This is a genomic window from Actinomyces sp. HPA0247, from assembly GCA_000411415.1.
In the GTDB taxonomy this organism is placed as follows: domain Bacteria; phylum Actinomycetota; class Actinomycetes; order Actinomycetales; family Actinomycetaceae; genus Pauljensenia.
In genome coordinates, this window is sequence record KE150450.1 from 706,586 (window position 1) to 725,424 (window position 18,839).

The 18,839-nt window shown below is 66.2% G+C and carries 17 protein-coding genes; 5 read left to right on the forward strand and 12 right to left on the reverse strand.

The features are described from left to right. Positions 1 to 57 precede the first annotated feature (57 nt). Positions 58 to 444 (forward strand): phage holin family protein, encoded by a 387-nt coding sequence (locus HMPREF1478_RS02880; RefSeq protein WP_034474860.1) that lies wholly within the window; start codon positions 58 to 60, stop codon positions 442 to 444. A 28-nt stretch (positions 445 to 472) separates the two neighbouring features. Here the strand turns inward: HMPREF1478_RS02880 and HMPREF1478_RS02885 are convergent, their stop codons facing one another. Continuing rightward, entirely contained in the window at positions 473 to 2,158 is a 1,686-nt protein-coding gene (locus tag HMPREF1478_RS02885) for a hypothetical protein (protein ID WP_016460580.1), read from the reverse strand. A gap of 2 nt (positions 2,159 to 2,160) precedes the next feature. After that, positions 2,161 to 2,457: a hypothetical protein gene (locus HMPREF1478_RS02890; RefSeq protein ID WP_016460581.1), complete on the reverse strand. Its 297-nt coding sequence runs from the start codon at positions 2,455 to 2,457 to the stop codon at positions 2,161 to 2,163. A gap of 218 nt (positions 2,458 to 2,675) precedes the next feature. Between HMPREF1478_RS02890 and purB the strand changes: the two genes are divergently transcribed. Continuing rightward, entirely contained in the window at positions 2,676 to 4,133 is a 1,458-nt protein-coding gene (gene purB, locus HMPREF1478_RS02895; RefSeq protein WP_016460582.1) for an adenylosuccinate lyase, read from the forward strand. 96 nt (positions 4,134 to 4,229) lie between these two features. Here purB and HMPREF1478_RS02900 read toward each other — a convergent pair whose 3' ends face one another. Together HMPREF1478_RS02900 and HMPREF1478_RS02905 are read right to left on the reverse strand one after the other, a co-directional pair. Further along, entirely contained in the window at positions 4,230 to 4,871 is a 642-nt protein-coding gene (locus tag HMPREF1478_RS02900; protein WP_016460583.1) for a hypothetical protein, read from the reverse strand. Next, entirely contained in the window at positions 4,868 to 6,349 is a 1,482-nt protein-coding gene (locus HMPREF1478_RS02905) for a hypothetical protein (RefSeq protein WP_016460584.1), read from the reverse strand. Before HMPREF1478_RS02905 ends, HMPREF1478_RS02900 begins: the two co-directional genes overlap by 4 nt. A gap of 146 nt (positions 6,350 to 6,495) precedes the next feature. On the opposite strand from HMPREF1478_RS02905, the gene HMPREF1478_RS02910 reads away from it, so the two are divergent. From HMPREF1478_RS02910 to HMPREF1478_RS02920, 3 genes are all read left to right on the forward strand, one after another. Beyond that, positions 6,496 to 6,786 carry a metal-sensitive transcriptional regulator gene (locus HMPREF1478_RS02910; RefSeq protein ID WP_016460585.1) on the forward strand — a complete coding sequence of 97 codons (291 nt, stop codon included), beginning with the start codon at positions 6,496 to 6,498 and terminating at the stop codon, positions 6,784 to 6,786. Between the two features lie 16 nt (positions 6,787 to 6,802). Continuing rightward, positions 6,803 to 7,048 carry a heavy-metal-associated domain-containing protein gene (locus HMPREF1478_RS02915; protein WP_016460586.1) on the forward strand — a complete coding sequence of 82 codons (246 nt, stop codon included), beginning with the start codon at positions 6,803 to 6,805 and terminating at the stop codon, positions 7,046 to 7,048. Positions 7,049 to 7,132: 84 nt separating this feature from the next. Further along, the gene (locus HMPREF1478_RS02920) at positions 7,133 to 9,706 is read left to right on the forward strand and encodes a heavy metal translocating P-type ATPase (RefSeq protein ID WP_016460587.1); all 2,574 of its coding nucleotides are present in this window, start codon (positions 7,133 to 7,135) and stop codon (positions 9,704 to 9,706) included. A gap of 134 nt (positions 9,707 to 9,840) precedes the next feature. On the opposite strand, the gene HMPREF1478_RS02925 is transcribed toward HMPREF1478_RS02920, so the two are convergent. From HMPREF1478_RS02925 to HMPREF1478_RS02960, 8 genes are all read right to left on the reverse strand, one after another. Next, positions 9,841 to 11,055 (reverse strand): S8 family peptidase, encoded by a 1,215-nt coding sequence (locus HMPREF1478_RS02925; protein ID WP_016460588.1) that lies wholly within the window; start codon positions 11,053 to 11,055, stop codon positions 9,841 to 9,843. A 4-nt stretch (positions 11,056 to 11,059) separates the two neighbouring features. Beyond that, entirely contained in the window at positions 11,060 to 12,271 is a 1,212-nt protein-coding gene (locus HMPREF1478_RS02930; protein ID WP_016460589.1) for a S8 family peptidase, read from the reverse strand. A gap of 4 nt (positions 12,272 to 12,275) precedes the next feature. Beyond that, on the reverse strand, positions 12,276 to 13,463 hold the full coding sequence (locus HMPREF1478_RS02935) for a S8 family peptidase (RefSeq protein WP_016460590.1): 1,188 nt from the start codon (positions 13,461 to 13,463) through the stop codon (positions 12,276 to 12,278). Further along, a complete protein-coding gene (locus tag HMPREF1478_RS02940; RefSeq protein WP_016460591.1) occupies positions 13,442 to 15,055 on the reverse strand; it encodes a hypothetical protein in 1,614 nt (537 codons plus the stop codon). The genes HMPREF1478_RS02935 and HMPREF1478_RS02940 overlap by 22 nt, the downstream gene beginning before the upstream one ends. A 129-nt stretch (positions 15,056 to 15,184) precedes the next feature. After that, on the reverse strand, positions 15,185 to 15,595 hold the full coding sequence (locus HMPREF1478_RS02945) for a hypothetical protein (RefSeq protein ID WP_016460592.1): 411 nt from the start codon (positions 15,593 to 15,595) through the stop codon (positions 15,185 to 15,187). A 53-nt stretch (positions 15,596 to 15,648) separates the two neighbouring features. Further along, the gene (locus HMPREF1478_RS02950) at positions 15,649 to 16,191 is read right to left on the reverse strand and encodes a hypothetical protein (RefSeq protein WP_016460593.1); all 543 of its coding nucleotides are present in this window, start codon (positions 16,189 to 16,191) and stop codon (positions 15,649 to 15,651) included. 207 nt (positions 16,192 to 16,398) lie between these two features. Further along, on the reverse strand, positions 16,399 to 17,946 hold the full coding sequence (locus tag HMPREF1478_RS02955) for a DUF2079 domain-containing protein (protein WP_016460594.1): 1,548 nt from the start codon (positions 17,944 to 17,946) through the stop codon (positions 16,399 to 16,401). Beyond that, positions 17,943 to 18,791: a glycosyltransferase gene (locus HMPREF1478_RS02960; RefSeq protein WP_034474864.1), complete on the reverse strand. Its 849-nt coding sequence runs from the start codon at positions 18,789 to 18,791 to the stop codon at positions 17,943 to 17,945. Before HMPREF1478_RS02960 ends, HMPREF1478_RS02955 begins: the two co-directional genes overlap by 4 nt. Positions 18,792 to 18,839 lie beyond the last annotated feature (48 nt).

The following is an 18,839-nucleotide window of genomic DNA, read 5'->3' on the forward strand; positions in this document are numbered from 1 at the left end:
TCCTATCCCATGGAATTGGCACGTGCAAGCATCGTCCCACTGCGCAAGAATGAAGCAATGGATTTCATTGCACGCCTTTTAGCCACGATGGCCGGACTGTGGGTCACGGTCCACGTGGTTCCGTCGATTTCGATCGAGGCGTCGTCGGCCTCGCAGACGGTGATCGTCTTTGCGGTCGTCGCCTTGGTGTTCACGGCGGTGAACTCGATTATTAAGCCTGTTGTGAAGACACTGGCATTCCCCCTGTATTTGCTGACGTTCGGACTGTTTGCCCTGGTGACGAACTCGCTGCTGTTTGCGCTGACGGGCTGGCTGTCCACGTCGCTTGGATTCCCTATGACGACGGGCGGTTTCTTGTCGTGCCTGGCGGGCGCGGTCATCACCTCCGTGGTGTCCTCGATCGTCTCGGGCCTGCTGCGCGATAAGAAGGACGAGCGCGACTGATCCGTTCTGCCCCCTTTCTCGAGGCGCGTCACCCCTGGGTGATGCGCCTCGTTTGGTAGTGGTGGATGGTGGTCTGGGTGCCCGGGGTGAGGCCGAGCGCCTGGGTACGCCGGGCCTCGGCGGCTGCCAGTGCGCCGAGGCCGGGGTCGGACGAGGCCCGGGCGGCGTTCAGGGTGCTCCTGATTTCGTCGACGTACAGGGGCGCGCTGTGCGAGCAGGGCACGGGGTCGTCGGCGTGGCACGTGGCCTCGTAGTCGTGAAACATGACGGTCGTGACGTTGTCCCCGCTCGTGGCGTTGCCGTCCAAGCCAGGGACGATGTCGCCGGAGTTTTCGTAGGCGAGGATGGGCACGTCGCTAGGCGCGATTGTCGCGGTGGGTGAGCCGGCGGTGACGACGGAGACAACGTTGTAGCGTGCGCGCACGCAAGGGTCTGCGGCCATTTGGGCCGCCATGATTCCTCCCTGGGAGTGTCCGGCAAATTCGACGGCCTCGCCCGGGGCGATGCCTGCCGCGTTCATGGCCTCTTTAATGGCGTCGAGCTGGTCCGAGTTCATGCCAGCGACGCCCTGCAGGTTGGTGGTCATGTCCTGGGGGCCCGACTGCCCAATCCAGAAGGACTGGGTGCCTCGGATGTCGACGGTCCACGACCGCGTCGTCGCCCCGTCCTCCCCCACCGTGACGTGTTCCTCGATGGCAATCTCGCCGTTGTCGGCGTCTCCCCCGTGCATCTCGGTGATGTGCTCGATGGCATCCGCGCTGGTGGTGACACCTTCGTAGTGGGTGTCGGGGGCGGTCTCGGGCATGGCCGCGAGCGCGGATCGGGTGCGTGCGTCGAGGGCGTTTGAAGGAATGCGGGATCCGAGGCCGTTGGTGCGCACTCGGGTGTCCCCGTCCGCGCCTCGGACGATGATCCCGCAGCTGAGGCCATGGCCGAGACGGAGGTCGGTGAATCCCAGGTAGGCGAACAGGGGCGCAGCCAGCGCGGCAACGCCGGACGCGGATTGGGTGGACGTCGAGTTCAGGTCCTGGCTCACCCCCAGCCCGGCCAGTGACTGCGCGACGCCTCGGAACGCGGGGAGGGAGTTGACGTCCAGGGCGAACCTGCCGAGGTCGCGTTGGAAGCGCGCACCCGACGCCTCGTCCGCGTGGTACTTGAAGAGCAACCCGTCGATGACGGTGTCGCACAGGTCTTTTTCCGCGACTAACGATGAAAGACCGGGCATGAGGAGGGTGGGCAGCCACGGCACGCCGGCGCGCGCGGAGGCGTCTTGCGCGCCGTGAACGAGCGCCGAGGCTCCGGTGAGCGCGAGGCCGGCGGGCCCCATGACCATCGTGCCGACGCCCCGCGCGCTCAGCTGCGGTCCCAACGGGCTGCCGGGCACGAGCTCCCACAGGGAGGAGCCGTTCTCGGCGTTCGCGTATGTGAGGGCGGTGTCCTGCAGCTTCCACCGCAGGGAGTCGATCTCGGTCTCGAGCGAGTTGAGGGCGGACAGGGCGCCCGTGATCGCGGACGCGAGGCGCGCGGAGGCCTCGGGGATGAGTCCGGATACCGCGTCTGCCTCGCCGAGGGCGGCGTCGAGCGCGAGCCTGGCGGGCACGATCGCGAGCGTTTCCTCGCCGCTGATGAGGGTGTGCGCGGCGCATAGTTCGTCGACGTCGACGCGAAATGCTCCCGAGTTAACGGTAACGTCGCGGCGCGGGTCGAATGCCATGGTCACCACGCTCCCAGCATGACGAGTTCGGGCTGGGAGATGGAAGCGTCGGCGAGCGCGCTGGCGAGGGCTCGGTTGCGTTCCTCGTCGAAGGAGCGGACGAGGTCGAGGGCGGCCTGGATCTGGTCGAGGACTCCCTGAACGCTCGCGGTCACCTCGCCTTGTCGGCTGCGGTAGGAGTCTCCCGCGACGCCGACCCACTGTGGGCACGTAGCACCCGCGAGCGCCCCACGCAGGCCATCGACGAGGCCGTGGGCTGCGTGCAGGGACAGGCCGGGGCTGAGGGGATCGGGGATCATGGTCGGCTCCCATCGTTGGAAGAATCGTTGCTTGTCCTCGCACGCTACGCCTGCGTGCTCCCCCACCACCACTCGCACAGCGACCCCTGTGGATAACTTCCCGGCGCTGCCAACCCCTGTGGACGACACGCCCAGCCCCGGCCTCGTCGTTACCCATGCCACGAACCGCCGCGCGGACTCGGCGGCCCGATAGCCCCTCGTTCTGGGAAGATAGGGGTATGAGCGACACGATGACACTGTTCTCCACTGCCCACGGCTATTCGGACCTGGCGGGCGGGGGTGAACCGCTCAGCCCGCTGGACGGCCGCTACCGCGCGGTGGCCTCGCCCCTGGCGAACTACCTGTCCGAGGCCGGCCTGAATCGCGCGCGCGTGCACGTCGAGATCGAGTGGCTGATTTTCCTGCTCGACAACTCGGTCCTGCCGGGCGCCCCGACGCTGACGGAAGCGGAGCGCGATTACCTGCGCGCGCTCCCCCGCGATTTCGGCGCCGAGCACATTCAGCGCCTGGGCGAGTTCGAGGCCGTCACCCGCCACGACGTCAAGGCCGTCGAGTACCTGATCGGCGAGTATCTGGAGGCCGCGGCCGACACGCTGGGCGAGGACACGACGCTGCCGACCCTGCGCGAGGTCGTCCACATCTTCTGCACCTCCGAGGACATCAACAACCTGGCATACGCGCTGACGATCAAGGCGGCGACCGAGCAGGTGTGGCTGCCGTCGATCCGCGCGCTCCTGGATCGCCTGCGCGGCCTCGCCGAGGCCGGGGCGGCGGTCCCGATGCTCGCGCACACGCACGGCCAGCCGGCGACCCCGGTGACGATCGGCAAGGAGATGGCGGTGTTCGCGCACCGTCTGTCCCGTCAGATTAAGCGCGTCGAGGCCACGGAGTACCTGGGCAAGATCAACGGCGCGACGGGCACGTGGGCCGCGCACGTCGTGTCGGTGCCGGGCGCGGATTGGCCGACGCTGGCTCGCTCTTTCGTGGAGGGCCTGGGCCTGACGTGGAACCCGCTGACCACGCAGATTGAGTCGCACGACTGGCAGGCCGAGCTGTACGCGGACGTAGCGCGCGCGGGCCGCATCGCCCACAACCTGGCGACGGACGCGTGGACGTACATTTCGATGGATTACTTCCACCAGAACCTGGCGGCGCAGGGCTCGACGGGATCGTCGACGATGCCGCACAAGGTCAACCCGATTCGCTTCGAGAACGCGGAGGCGAACCTGGAGGTGTCGAACGCGCTGCTGGATTCGCTGGCGGCGACGCTGGTGACCAGCCGCATGCAGCGCGACCTGACGGATTCGACGACGCAGCGCAACGTGGGCGTCGCGTTCGGTCACGCGGTGTTGGCCTACGACAACCTGGTGCGTGGCCTGGATGGCATCGAGATTAACGCGGCGCGCATGGCGCAGGATTTGGACGCGAATTGGGCGGTGCTCGGCGAGGCCGTCCAGCAGGCGATGCGCGCCGCCGCGATCGCGGGCGCGACCGGCATGGCGAACCCGTACGAGCGCCTCAAGGAGCTGACGCGCGGCCACGAGGTGGGTGAGCGCGACATGCGTGAGTTCATCGCGGGCCTGGGTCTGCCGGCCGAGGTGGAGGAGCGCCTCCTGGCGCTGACCCCCGCAACCTACGTCGGCTTGTCCGAGCGCTTGGCGCGCTGGGAGGCCTGAGCCTGGCCGGTTTGGGGCGGCGGGTGCGCGGGTTCGCGCCTCGCCGCCCTTTGCCGTTTCTGCCCTGGATCGACGAGGCCGACTCTCAGCTGCCGGTCACGGCCTCCACGTGGGGTCGCAGTCGGGCGCGCCGTAGCGGTCGTAGAGTTCGTCGGGGCGCGCGATCTCGTCGGCGAAGCCGAGGGCGCTCATGTCGACGACGGTGTCGGTCTGCGCGCCGGGGGCCTCGAGGTCGTCGGCCTCCTCGTGGGCGAGGAGGACGCGGGCGCGCACGCTGACCGGCGCCATTTCGTCGTTGTTCCAGGTCACGCGGGTGATCGCGTCGAGGGCGCGCGTGGCGGCCTCGCGCTGCGACAGAACATCGGCAGCAGACACGACGACGTCGATGGACACGAGGGAGGGACGACCAAAGCCCTCGCCGACCTCGACGTGGACGACGCGGCGCGGCGCGCGGGCCTCACCCGCACCAGCCTCGTGCGCACGCACAGGGAAACCCGACTCAAGAGCGGCGGTCACGAGGTCGACGAAGCGCTGGGTGCGACCAGTGCCGCGCGTGGAGGACAGGGCGCGCCACGCGATGCCCGCACCCAGGGCGCCCACGCCGAGCGCGCCGATCATGAGGGGCCCGGCGATCTGCGGGAGCCGACCACGCAGGCCGGAGGAGGCCGCCTTGTTGACGGGGGTCGAGACGCGCATCCATCGGCGCACCTCGCGCAGGGGGGCGTTGGGGTCGGTCATGACCTGTCCTTTCTGAGGGAGGAGAGGGCGGAGGAGAGGCGCGCGGGAATACTCGCGCGGCGTCTGGCTCGGGCGATGCGCGGCAGGCGGGGGGCCGTGGCCGCGTAGTCGATGTGGTAGGTGGCGGGTTCGTAGGAGCTGGCTCGTTCGAGCGCGGCGACCGTGTCCCACGTGCCTTCGGCGGTGGGGGTGAGGATGTCCTGCCAGATTTCGTAGTGCAGGACGCGCGTGGCTTCGCCCGGGGCGGGCAGGAAATCCTGTAGGGCGGCCATCGCCGAGGCGAGCCGGCCCCACGGGGTGACGCGCACTTTGCGCTCGAGGAGGCGCACGGTCTCCGTGTAGGTCGAGGAGGAGTGCGCGTAGTAGAGGGGGCGGGTACGAGGCCTCACGAGGCTGCGTCCGACGGTGACGCGCCGGTCGGGGGCACGGTCGGGCGAGCCGTCGAGGCTCGGCATGACGTCTTGGTCGTGGGTGACGGCGACGGTCACGACGTCGGGGCGCACGCGGATGCGCCGGTTGGGGCCGCCTGTGGAGAGGATTCCGGCGATGTTGATCCCGGCCTCGTCGGCGGGGACGGAGGCGAGGGCGGCGGCGACGATCCCGCCCTGGGAGTGGCCACAGATGAGGACAGGTTCGCGCGTCCACCGCTCGGCGGGTACGCCGTCGCGTTCCATGGCGGCGTGGAGTGCGCGCACGACGCCGACGCTCATCGCGCTTTCGAGGCCGAGCATGAGTCGGATGTTCGTCTCAGCGTCGGCCGGGTTGTTCGTGGAGCGCCAGGTCATGGACTCGGTGCCGACCAGGGAGAGGAGCCATCGGCGCGCCTCGCCTGCGCCGACGCGGGTGATTTTGACGGCGGGGCCGATCGTGCGCGACCAGTAGAGTTCGTCGATGTCGGCGCACATGTCGGAGAGCAGTTCGGGCGCGTCGACGCGGCGGATTTGGGCCTCGGGGTGGCCGGGGAGCGGGTCCTGGAACGCGGGGTCTGCGTCGGAGTCGCGCAGGAGTGCGACGTGGACCTCGCCACCGCGCAAGGCCCCCACGGCGGTGCCGATGGTGAGCATGCCGGTCATGAGGGCGTCGTATCCGCGCCTGGGGATGAGGGGCAGCATGCGGGCCATGCGCCCGTCCTTGTCCGCGCCGACGGCGACAACCGTTCGTGCCCAGGCGCGCCCGACGGTCGCGGTGCGCCGGGCGACGTGGGAGAGGGAGCGGATGAGGAGGGTGTCGAGGCCGGGGTTATCGAAGAAGATGCGCTGCGATTGTTCACTGATCGCTGTGCCCATGTCATCGGAGAGGGATCGCGCGCGAGCGCGCACGTCCTGCGGCAGGGCGGAGATTTCCGCGAGCGCGCCGACGGCGACCGTGGCCGCGAGGGCGGGCACGACGGGGGCGACTTTGAGGCGCAGGTAGACGCCGGGGTAGGCCTGGGGGACACGGCGGATCGCGCGGTAGCGCCGACGCGGGCGTCGCTTCATGTCCCCTCCTTACCTGTGTGCTGCCTCCACCCTAAGCGGGCTCGGGCCGGGGCGCGCCGCTTTGAGGGACGCGTGTCGCCACCCCCACAGCGCACGCGCACCCACACCCCTTGACACCCATACCCCCTAGAGGTATCCTCAGTTCCATGAGCAACGAACACGGCTACCACGGCAACACCGAGAATCATCTCGCGCGCCTGCGCCGCATCGAAGGCCAGGTCCGCGGCCTGCAGCGCATGATCTCGCAGGGCGAGTACTGCATCGACATCCTCACGCAGGTTTCGGCCGTCCAGTCCGCGCTCGACTCCGTTGCGGTCAACCTGCTCAAAGACCACATGAATCACTGCGTCGTCACGGCGGCGCGTGAATCCGACGAGGCCGCGCAGGCCAAAGTCGACGAGGCGGCCGCGGCCATCGCGCGCCTCATCAAGTCCTAATAAACAAGGAGAAATCATGACCACCGAGATCGATCGCACCATCGAGCTGTCCGTCGACGGCATGACCTGCGGCCACTGCGTGATGAGCGTCAGCGAAGAGCTGAGCGAGATCCCCGGCGTGAAGAACGTCGATGTCATCCTCAACTCGGGCGCCACCTCCAAGGTGACGGTCCTGACCGACACCCCCCTGGACGACACGGCACTGAGCGACGCAGTGTCCGAGGCCGGCTTCAAGCTGGTCGGCATCTCGCGCGACTTCTGAGGATTTCCACGCCTCACCGACGAGGCCGGGGCACCTTCCCGGCCTCGTTTCCTTTCGCCTAATACATACCCCCGGAGGGTACCCATGTCCACCGATTCCGTGACTCCCAACCGCACAACTACCGCTTCTTCGCACGAGGCACTCCAGGCCTCGGCCCCCATCCCCCAGGTGGGCGAAGGCACCCGCGCCCACGCCGCCGACCTGCGCCGACGCCTCATCATCTCCGCGCCGCTGGGCATCCTCGCGATGATCCTGTCAATGGTTCCCGCCTGGCAGTTCACGGGGTGGCAGTGGGTCGTCGCGGTAGCTTCGATCCCGGTGGTGACGTGGGGCGCGTGGCCCTTCCACCGGGCGGCGTTCGCGGCGGGCCGTCACGGCTCGACGACGATGGACACCCTGGTCTCCCTCGGCGTCATTTCTTCGACGCTGTGGAGCTGGTGGGCCCTGCTGTGGGGCGGCGCCGGCATGCTCGGCATGCGCATGCACATGAGCCTGATCCCGCGCGCGGCGCACGGCGGGCATGCGGAGATTTACTTCGAGGGCGCGTGCATGATCGTCGTCTTCCTGCTGACGGGCCGTTACCTGGAGGCGCGCGCACGCTACCGCGCGGGCGACGCGCTGCGGTCGCTGCTGCGCATGGGCGCGAAGGAGGCGACGCTCGTGCGCATCGACCCCGAGACGGGTGAACGCACGGAGAGCGTCGTTCCCGCCTCGTCCCTGCAGGTCGGCGACCTCTTTGCGGTGCACCCGGGCGAGAAGGTTGCGACCGACGGCGTCATCGTCGAGGGCTCCTCCGCCCTGGACACCTCGCTCCTGACGGGCGAGTCCGTGCCCGTGGACGCGGCCCCCGGCGATGCGGTGACGGGCGCGACCGTCAACACGTGGGGATCCCTGCTGGTGCGCGCCACGCGCGTCGGCTCGGACACGACGCTCGCGCAGATCGGACGCATGGTCGCCGAGGCCCAGGCCGGAAAGGCGCCCGTCCAGCGCCTCGCGGACCAGATCTCGGGCGTGTTCGTCCCGATCGTCATCGCAGTCTCCCTGCTGACGCTGATTGGCTGGCTCCTCGCGGGCGGCAGCGTGCAGGCGGCGTTCACGGCGGCCGTCGCCGTCCTGGTCGTGGCGTGCCCGTGCGCGCTCGGACTGGCCACGCCCACCGCGATCCTCGTCGGATCGGGACGCGCCTCGCAGCTGGGCATCCTCATCAAGAACGCGGAAATCCTCGAGCAGACGCGCTCGATCGACACGATGCTCCTGGACAAGACGGGCACGGTCACCACGGGCGTCATGTCTCTTGAGTCTGTTGCAGCTGCCTCCGCGGGCGACTCCCCTGAGGTGGACGAGGCCTCGGCCCTGTCCCTGGCCGCCTCCGTCGAGTCCCTCTCCGAGCACCCTGTTGCCCGCGCGATCACGTCGGGCGCCGCGGATCGCGGCCTGTCGCTGGAGCCCGTGACGGCGTTCGCGAACCAGCCCGGACTCGGCGTCGTCGGTTTGACCGCCCGCGGCGGCGTGCTGGTTGGTCGCCCGTCGTGGCTCACCTCCCTGGGCATCGACGTTCCCGCTTCTCTCCTCGACGCCGTGCGTGAGGCCGAGGCTTCGGGTGCCTCCGCGGTCGTCGCGGCCCTCGCGCCGAACCTGGGTTCCGCGGCGTCCTCCCCGGTGGCAGCCTCCACCACGCCCGAGGCACCCGCGTCCGTCGCACTTCCGGGCCCGGACGCCGAGCTACCCCTCGCGACGCTCACCATGAGCGTGGGCGGCATGACCTGCGCGTCCTGCGTGCGCCGCGTCGAACGCAAGCTCGGCAAACTCGACGGCGTGAAAGCCGAGGTCAACCTGGCGACGGAATCCGCGCGCATCACGCTCACCGCCCCTCACAGCGACGAGGAGCTTGAGGCCGTCGTGAACGCCGCCGGATACTCCGGCACCGTCACCTCCCGTTCTGAGGCCGCGACCGCCGACGGCGCACCCGCGGCTGGCGACAGCGCGGGTGGGGATACCGGTACCCCCACCCAGCCGGGCACCACGCCGGGCATGGGCGAGCGGGAGGGGGCGCAGGCCTCGGCGCTCGTGATCCCCGAGCACGTCGAAGGCCGCGCGATCGCCGCGCTGGTCGTTCGCGACACGGTCAAGGAGTCCTCCGCGGATGCGATCGCTCAGCTGCGCGAGCTCGGCATCGAGCCGATCCTGCTGACGGGCGATAACGAGGCGGCGGCCCGCCACGTCGCCGGTCAGGTCGGAATCGAGCGCGTCATCGCTGGTGTCCTGCCCGACGGCAAGCGCGACACCGTCGCTGACCTGCAGGCCGAGGGTCGCACGGTCGCGATGGTGGGAGACGGCGTGAACGACGCGGCCGCCCTCGCGCAGGCGAGCGCGAAGGGCCTGGGCATCGCGATGGGCTCGGGCACGGACGTGGCGATCGAGGTCGCGGACATGACGCTCATGAACTCGTCCCTGACCTCGGCGGCGACTGCGATCCGCGTGTCGCGCCGGACGCTGCGCATTATCAAGGAGAACCTGTTCTGGGCGTTCTTCTACAACGTGCTGATGGTGCCGCTGGCAATCGCGGGTCTGCTCTCCCCCATGCTGGCGAGCGCCGCGATGGCATGCTCGTCCGTGTTCGTGGTCCTTAACTCGCTGCGCCTGCGCGCCGCGAAGTAGTCACACACACCGAGTGCCGCGCGGCCGGGAATTCCGGCTGCGCGGCACTCGGTATCTCACGACTGATACCCGCCCTGTTTTACCCCACGAGCCTGCGGGGGCGGTAGGGAGCGTCAGGCGTCGGCGTCATCGGATCACTTCCGGTGATAGGCAGGACTCGTACCAATATGAGCGTTGGGAGCGTACTCATTGCCAGCTGCGTCTTCATCCACCCCGCGATACACATAACTATCATCGAACTCCACATCGCTGAAAGCGACGAGGCCGTCGAGATACTGCTGCACCTCAGCCGGGGTAGGCTTAGAACCACCGCCTTTGTCAGCCAGCGGGTTCTCATCCGGATACTGAGAAGGATCACTCCCCAACAACCCGTCCAGACTCAGTGCACCGTAACCGGTGTACTGATTCCACACACCATTATTCGACCCGTTACGAGTCACCGACTGAAGGATCTGGTTAGGGGTGGCCTCGGGCCAACGCGAGCGCGCCAACGCAATCTGACCCGCCACAATCGGAGTCGAAAACGATGTACCCTGCATATCCTTCACACCACCGGCCTCGTAGTCGCGTGCCTTCACAGGACCACCAATACCCGCGGCGACGACTCCTTGACCCCACGACGAATAACTCGCCAACTGACCACCGGCATCAATCGCAGACACACCCACAGTCCCCGACCACCAGGCCACGGACTGGTCATTCTCGTCCTTCGCATCATTACCCATCGGACCCACAATAATGACACCGCGGGCCATGGCGCGAGCAATCGCCCACTTCAAATCTTCCGACCTATGATTCTTATCCGACGATGAGTAAGAAATAATCTGCGCGCCATCATTCATCGCCATCTGAAACTGTGCGAATGTAGTGGCTTTGGCACCAGCCATATCCCTGTTACATTCATCTGATTCCTTCTCGCCCTCAGAAGGCATCGAATACGCGATGAGGGTAGCGTCAGGCGCCACACCATAGTTTTTGGACACTAGAATCGAGGCAATAGCCGTCGCATGAGTCGAAGAGGATTTAGCCGCTTCATATTTGCACGGTGTCTTCACCGTAATATTGGCCCCCGACAGTTCGGGTGCGCTGGTATCAACCGGCCCATCAACCATCGCGATGGTCACGCCCTTACCTGTGTACCCCTTCGCACGCGCCTGATCCAGCTTGTAATACGAGAAATAATCCTGCGTAGTAATCGTGTCATCAGCGTGAGCAGAAGACGGAGACACAGCCACAGCACCCACACTCAACGCAAGAGCACAGGCGGCGGTGGTCAGGACGCGCGCAGAGCGCCCCGCCGCACCCGCAAACACGCGGGGGCGGTAGGGCGCGTCTGGCGTCGGCGTCATCGTGTCACTTCCGGTGATAGGCAGGGCTCGTACCAATATGCGCATTCGGGGCATCAGCACTACCAGCTGCGTCTTCATCCACCCCGCGATACACATAACTATCATCAAAGTCCACGTCCCTGAAAGCGACGAGGCCATCGAGGTACTGCTGGACCTCAGCCGGGGTAGGCATAGAACCGCCCTTATCAGCCAGCGGGTTCTCATCGGGATACTGGGAAGGATCACTCCCCAACAACCCGTCCAGACTCAGCGCACCGTAACCCGTGTACTGATTCCACACACCATTATTCGACCCACTATGAGTCACCAACTGAAGGATCTGGTTAGGGGTGGCCTGAGGCCAACGCGAGCGCGCCAACGCAATCTGACCCGCCACAATCGGAGTCGCAATGGAAGTCCCCTGCACATCCTTCACACCACCGGCCTCGTAGTCGCGAGCCTTCACAGGCCCACCAATACCCGCGGCGACGACTCCTTGACCCCACGACGAATAACTCGCCAACTGACCACTGGCATCAATCGCAGACACACCCACAGTTCCCGACCACCGGCCAAAGTGAGTGTTATTCTCATCCTTCCCCTCATTGCCCATAGAACTCACAATGACGACGCCCTGCGCCATCGCCCGAGCAACCGCCCACTTCAGCTCGATTACGCCCTCGCTATCGTCCGACATCGAAATCGAAATGATCTGCGCGCCCTCGTTCATCGCCATTTCAAATGCTCCATAGGCCGTTCCCTTGAGTTCCTGACCTCCCTTCTTGCATTCGCTAGTTACCTTCGCGTTACTTGACGGTATGGAGTAAGCGATAAGGGTAGCGTCGGGCGCGACACCATAGTTTTTCGACACCAGGATGGAGGCAACAGCGGTCGCGTGAGTCCGAGACGCATCAGGTTCGTTATACGTACACGGCGTCTTGACCGTGATGTTAGCCCCCGCCAACTCAGGAGCACTAGTATCGACCGTTCCATCGATCATCGCGATGGTCACGCCCTGACCCGTGTACCCCTTCGCACGCGCCTGATCCAGCTTGTAGAACGAGAAATAATCCTGAGTCGTAATCGTGTCATCAGCCCGGGCAGAACCCGGCGCCGCCGCCAGCGCACTCACGCTCAACGCGAGAGCACAGGCAGCGGTAGTCAAAGCGCGCGCGGCGCGCCCCACCACACCCACAAACACGCGGGAGCGGCGATGCGCGACTGGCGTAGGCGTCATGAGGTCACTTCCGGTGATAGGCCGGGCTCGTGCCAATATGCGCATTCGGAGCATCAGCACTGTCAGCTGCGTCTTCATCCACCCCGCGATACACATAACTGTCATCAAGCTGGATCGCTCCATAGTCGACGAGGCCGTCGAGGTACTGCTGCACCTCAGCCGAGGTAGGCGTGGAACCGCCGCCCTTATCGGCCAGCGGATTCTCATCCGGATACTGAGAAGGATCACTCCCCAACAACCCGTCCAGACTCAGCGCACCGTAACCCGTGTACTGATTCCACACACCATTATTCGACCCACTACGAATCACCGACTGAAGGATCTGGTTAGGAGTGGCCTCGGGCCAACGCGAGCGCGCCAAAGCAATCTGACCCGCCACAATCGGAGTCGAAATAGACGTCCCCTGCACATCCTTAATGGCGCCCGTCTCGTAGTCACGTGCCTTCACAGGCCCACCAATACCCGCGGCGACGACTCCTTGACCCCACGACGAATAACTCGCCAACTGACCACTGGCATCAATCGCAGACACACCCACAGTCCCCGACCACCAGCCATAGGACGCATCATTCTCATCCTTGGCATCATTACCCATCGGCCCCACAATAATGACACCGCGGGCCATCGCCCGAGCAATCGCCCACTTCAACGCCCTAACATTATGGTTAGTGTCCGATGACGAGATGGAGATGATCTGCGCGCCATCATTCATCGCCATTTGAATATTTGCGAGAGAAGTAGCATTGAAGCCAGACGCGTCTTGCTTACACTTATCTGATAATTTTTCACCCTTGGAAGGCATTGAGTAAGCGATAAGGGTAGCGTCAGGTGCCACACCATAGTTCTTGGACACCAGCACCGAAGCGACAACAGTGGCATGAGTCTTCGTACTTTTAGCCGCCTCATACTCACACGGAGTTTTGACCGTGATGTTGGCCCCCGCGAGCTCAGGTGCGCTGGTATCGACCGTGCCATCGATCATCGCGATAGTCACGCCCTGACCCATGTACCCCTTCGCACGCACCTGATCAAGCTTGTAATACGAGAAATAATCCTGGGTCGTAATCGTGTCATCAGCGTGCGCCGAAGACGGAGACACAGCCACAGCACCCACACTCAACGCAAGAGCACAGGCCGCCGTGGTCAGGACGCGCGCAGGCTTGTGAGTGGTTACCACTGGCGTAGGTCCCATCCGTCGTCCTCGCGCTTGACGGGAGTAATCGTGCGGTCCGTCCCGTAGGTCTGAGACAAGGGATTGACATAACCGGCGGGCAGATCATCCTCATCATCATCCACCGTGAAAGCCACATACTTACGCTTGCGGCCCTTCTTATCATCCTTACCCATGCCAGCACCCGCGCCAGCGCCACCCATGAAGCCGCCACCAGCACCAGCACCGCCACGACCGGCAGCACCCGCCGCGCCAGCCGCGCCACTACCGCCTGCGCCGGTCGTGCCGGTCACGCCAGAGGCGCCCGCACCGGCCGCACCATTAGCGCCCGCCACGGAGGCGGGGGGAGTGTAAGAACCAAAACCCGAACCCGAGTAGGAGCCCACGCGCAGGTTCGAAGCACCCATGGCGCCCGCCGAACCCGTCGTGCCGGTAATACCACGCAGACCGGCCGCACCCAGGCCACCAGCAGAACCAGACGCTCCGCCGAAACCTGAGCCCATTCGGGCCGCGCCGCGCATGCCCAGTGCGCCAGCGCCCAGCACGCCAGCGCCACCCAGGCGACCAGCCGTCGCCGCGTCCGCGGCAGCGCTGCTGTTCAGGCGCCACAGGGGGTGACCGGAGTCCGCAGCGGGCGCGGGGGTGTGACCGCCCACGACGCCGTTGCGATACGTCGTACCATTCACGCGCGTGTGCAGCAGGTCAGTGTCCATGAGGTCCTGCGGATCCGTGATCGGGTTCGTGCGCGAACCAAGCTCACCATACGGCAACTCCTTGGTGGGGACGGCACCCGAGGCGATCACGCGGTTACGAGCCGCAGCCGCGTCGGCCTCGCTCCACCACGGCTTATCAAAGCCACCCGGATAACCCTCACCATTACGACCACCCTCGCGACCAAAACCATTCTCCGGCGAATAACCACCGCCACCATAGCCATGGCCGCCACCACCGGTATTACCCGTGCTACCGCCGCCATTGCCGTGGCCGCTACCGCCGCCACCGTTAGCGGCATCGTCACCGCCCTTATCCTTATCTTTGGTAGGATCACCGATCTTAGGAGTAGTTTCGGTGCTACTCATAGTTTCCGTCTGGCGGTCCAGCTCGCCATTCAGAGTTTTGAGAATGCGCTTGCACGCCTCCTCGCGTTGGGCGTTGTTCTGCGCCTCGACGCCCTCCACGTACGCGGCACCCGTCGTGAAGCGAACCGGTCCGACGGAAAAGCCGCCGCCGGGCTGGCTGGAGGGGACGGAGACGACGGGCAGGTATCCCATCGCCGCGGTGACCGGGTCCACCAGGGTGTCGGACACGTTTCCCGCTTCCGCGAGGGCCTTCGCCATGACCTCGCGGCCGCCCTGATAGGTGCCATACTTCGCCTCATAGCGGGCGCGGTACCCCTCGATACGATCGATCGACTCGTTCACCCACTTCTCCATGGCCTTGGCCGCCTCTCCCTGGAAGCCGTGACCGTCGCGGTAGGCCTTCAGGCGCTCGACGGCCTGATCGAAGCCCTTGATCGACTTCTCGTGCTCGTCATTCCACGCGTCGAGATTCTTGTTCTCCTCGGCGGCCTTCATGAATTCCTTCAGGCGCTGGTAGTACGGAGACGAAACCATGAGTGATTCCTTTCTGCCTGCCGCGCGGCGGGCGCGGCTTTCGACCCACTCACCGTGGGTGATTGTATTCGCGGCATTCTGCGCGGAGGGAGACTGCCCGTTGATTGTGGGAGGCGAAGACGCCAGCTGTTACGCCTCGTCCTTCATGTATTCGTTCTTTTTCAGCTGCTCTTTGAGCGCTTCCGCTTCGTTGGATCGGGCAACCTTCCCCAGCATGTCGTTGACCTTGCTCAGGGACTGCTCGTTGTCCCACTCCGCGTTCTCCGCTTCCTTCATGGTCTCGCGCATGTTCGTATCGAAGGTCGAGATCAGATCGTTCTCTTTGCGCAGGATGTCGGAGATCTCCTCGAACATGTTGGTCACGGACTCCCGGAAGGCCGAGGGACCGGTCTCGTCACCCCATGCGGAGCGCGTCTGGGCCGCACCCTGGGCGTAGGACGCATCCGCCGTACTGCTCACCGCCTCGGAACTCTCCGGAACGTTGGAAGCCGCAGCTTCCTGAGCCGACTGGTCGTAGCCGTAGTCCGTAGACCCTGACATGCTGATCTCCTTGCACTGATGGGATAGTGAGGCGCCTGCGCGCGGGATACTTATTACTTGACGGTGAAGCGGCGGACCAGGGGCTGGTCGGTAATCTCGGGATTATCGATCTTGAGGGTCCACACATAAACGAGGTTGGAGCCGCTGCCTTCGATATCGATGGTCCAGGACGAGTAGTACTCGCAGCCCTGATCGACGCACAGGTCGTAGCTATCCTGGCCCAGGCGCCAGTAGTCGGCGGCCGACATCATCCCGTAGATGCTGTCCTCCTTGTTGACCACGACGGTGCCCTTGGGGTCCAGCTTGAACTTTTGCAGGCCGATGACGGCGGGCTCGGAGCCGATGAGATCCCGGCCGACCATGTTGTTCAGCGCGTTGGCCTTCTCGAGGATCTTGCTCTTCTCAGAGTCGGAGGCGGAGCTCATCTGGCTGATGAGGTCCTGCTTGATGCCTTCGGGGATGTTCTTCATCGAACTAATGTCCGAGGAGTTGGAGCCTCCACCGCCAGGCAGGGTGATGCAGCCGGTGAGACCGACGGCTGCCAGCAGCAGGGACGAGGCCGCTGCGAGCGTGCGGCGGGACGCGAGAGGGGACATGTTTTTCTCCTACTTTCAGACTGGTCAATCATAAGCGAGGTGCGGGCGTCCGTGTCAACAATTGATCACACCTGGAGGGCAGGCCATGGCGTCACCGGTACCCACCGTGGATTTATAACCCACAGTTAAAATTGGACGATCATTCGACGCCGTCGCGAACGACGGGGCGCCGCATCACCGACATGCCGCATCACGAGGTGTGCCGCATCACGAGGTGCGCCGCGCGACGCGGAAACCCTGCTTGGCGTAGACGGTCTCGTAGCTGTGGCCCGGGTGGGCGCTACTCCCCCATGACTCGGCGTCGACCTGCATGCCGCCCCACGCGTAGGAACGCGTGTCAATGACGACATACTCCGGAGGGGTATCCATCTGCCCAGTCGTACCTACCCAGTAGACGTCGCGCCCGGGCACGAGTCGCGCGAGCAGCGTCGTGTCCGTTTCGACGCTCGCCCCCTCGGGCACCGCGTCGAGCGCGCCTTGCGCGGCCGCCATGCGCGGATCCTCCGTGAGTGAGGGCAGCTTCCACAGGGGCAGGGACGAGGCCGTGAGCGCCAGCGACACAGCGGGCACGCACGCGACCGCCCACGCGGCCACGCGCCACCCCCGCCTCGGCGACGCAGAAGCCCCCTGGTCGGCGCGGAGGTCACGCAGTGCGTCCTCTCCCACCACCTCCGCGAGCGCCGAGGCAGCCGCCGACCGAGAGGGACGCTCCGGCGCGAGCCACTGGTTCATGACGTCGAGCAGAGAGCACGCCGCGATGGGGACAAGGATCGCGTTGTAGTGCCAGGAGTCCCAGCCGTAGTAGGCCTCGACGGAGCCCGCGAAGCGCCACGCGAGCGTCGGGAGGACCAGCGCGAACCAGGGCGAGGCGCTGCCAACGGAGCCGGCGCCGGCCGCGAGCACCAGAAGCGTCACAAGCTTGACAGAGGGGGTCGTCAGGATGTCCCACAGGGAGGGGATGGCGCGCGCGGCGGTAGTTCCCGCGGTCGGCGTGCCCGCCCCGGTCGCAGCCCCATCGAGCGAGTAGGCCCACGTGCCGGCCGGGTTCATCGCGGGAAGCAGCACCTTCACCGTCACCACGAACGCAACAATGCCGAACAGGGCGTACGCGAGCGAGCGCAGCACGCCGGAGCGTCCCTCGCCTCGGCGACGCCACGCGAGCGCCAGGCCCGCGACGAAGACCGTCAGCCCCAAATCCTCCTTGACAAGGACGAGGGGCGCCAGCCACGCCATGCTCGCACCCCAGCGCCTCTCGACGAAGGCGACGCCCCCGAACGCCAACAGCGGGACGGCCAGGCAGACCTCGTGAAACTGAGCGGCGACCGCGCCCTGCAACCCCCACCCGAGCCCGTAGGCGAGCCCCACGAGGAGCACGCCCCCTCGCCCGAGGAGACGCTGCGCGAGGCGCGCAATCGGCAGCACCGATACGGCGATCAGCACGTCCTGGACGACCAGGAGCGTCAGCGCGGAAGGAAACAGACGAAAGATCGGCCCCAGCAAGGCCAGAAGCGGGTGGAAGTGATCGCCCAACAGGTTATAGCCCGGGCCCTTAATGGGAACGATCGGCGCCTCGAAGCGTGAGTACGCCTGAACCGCCTCGGTGAAGATGCCCAGATCCCACGAGGGGGCCACGAGCGCACGCCACTGCGCCACCGAGTAGCAGACGTAGAGCGCACCGACGGCGCAGGCGATGACGGTGGGCAGCCACCAGGTCGCGACCAGGCGCGTGGCGGCTACTCGATCCGGCCCCTTCACCCAACCATCTCCGCGGGGTGCGTAGCAGGAAAATCGACAGCCTCCGCCTCGTCGCGAGCCGAGGCCGGCGCCGGGTAGGGCACGCCGATCCCCTGCTCATGGTCGGCGCGGCGCTTCGAACGCGCGTCGGAGTGGAAAAGCTGGCCGACCGTTGCGCGCACAGCGTCGAACATGCGCGCCGGGCGGTTGAGCGAGCCCAGCGAGCGGTCCGCGCCCGAGTGCGTGAAGTTGCAGGGCACCTCCATAACGGACAGCCCCGCGCGCAAGACGCTAATAGTCATCGCAGCCTCGAGCACGTAGCGCCCCGCGAAAGGCATGGCGGCGTCGATAGCCTCGCGCGTCAGGCAGCGCTGATAGCTGAGCGGGTAATGGCAGTTCCACCCGGTCTTACGGCGGATGAGGCGGCGCGCCATCCCCGGCCCATAGCCGGAATACTCGCGCCCCGTCGCGGGGACGGCGATCGCCATGTCGGCCTGGCGGGCGAACACGGCCTCGACGAGGGCGGTGGCCTCGACCGCGGACTCCCCCAGATCGGGAGAGAGCAGCAGGATGTGGCGGGGCGGGCCGTCGGGGCGGTCGCGCATGGCGGCGACCTTCACGCCGGTCTCGATGGCCGAGGCGCGCCCGCGCTCGACGGAGTGGCGCACGACGACGGCGCCCGCGGCTCGCGCGGCACGTCCGGTGTCGTCCGTGGACCCATCGTCGACGACAATGAGGAGGTCAACGCTGGGTATGGCGCGGCACGCGCGCACGGTGGCCGCAACGGCGCGACCGACGTTGTGGGCGGCGATAACTGCAGCGACTCGCTGCGGGTGGGAACCTCGTGATCCTGCGGGATAGTTCACGACTAACAGTCTACGGGCGGCGGGGCGCATGTGCGCTCCGCCGCCCGT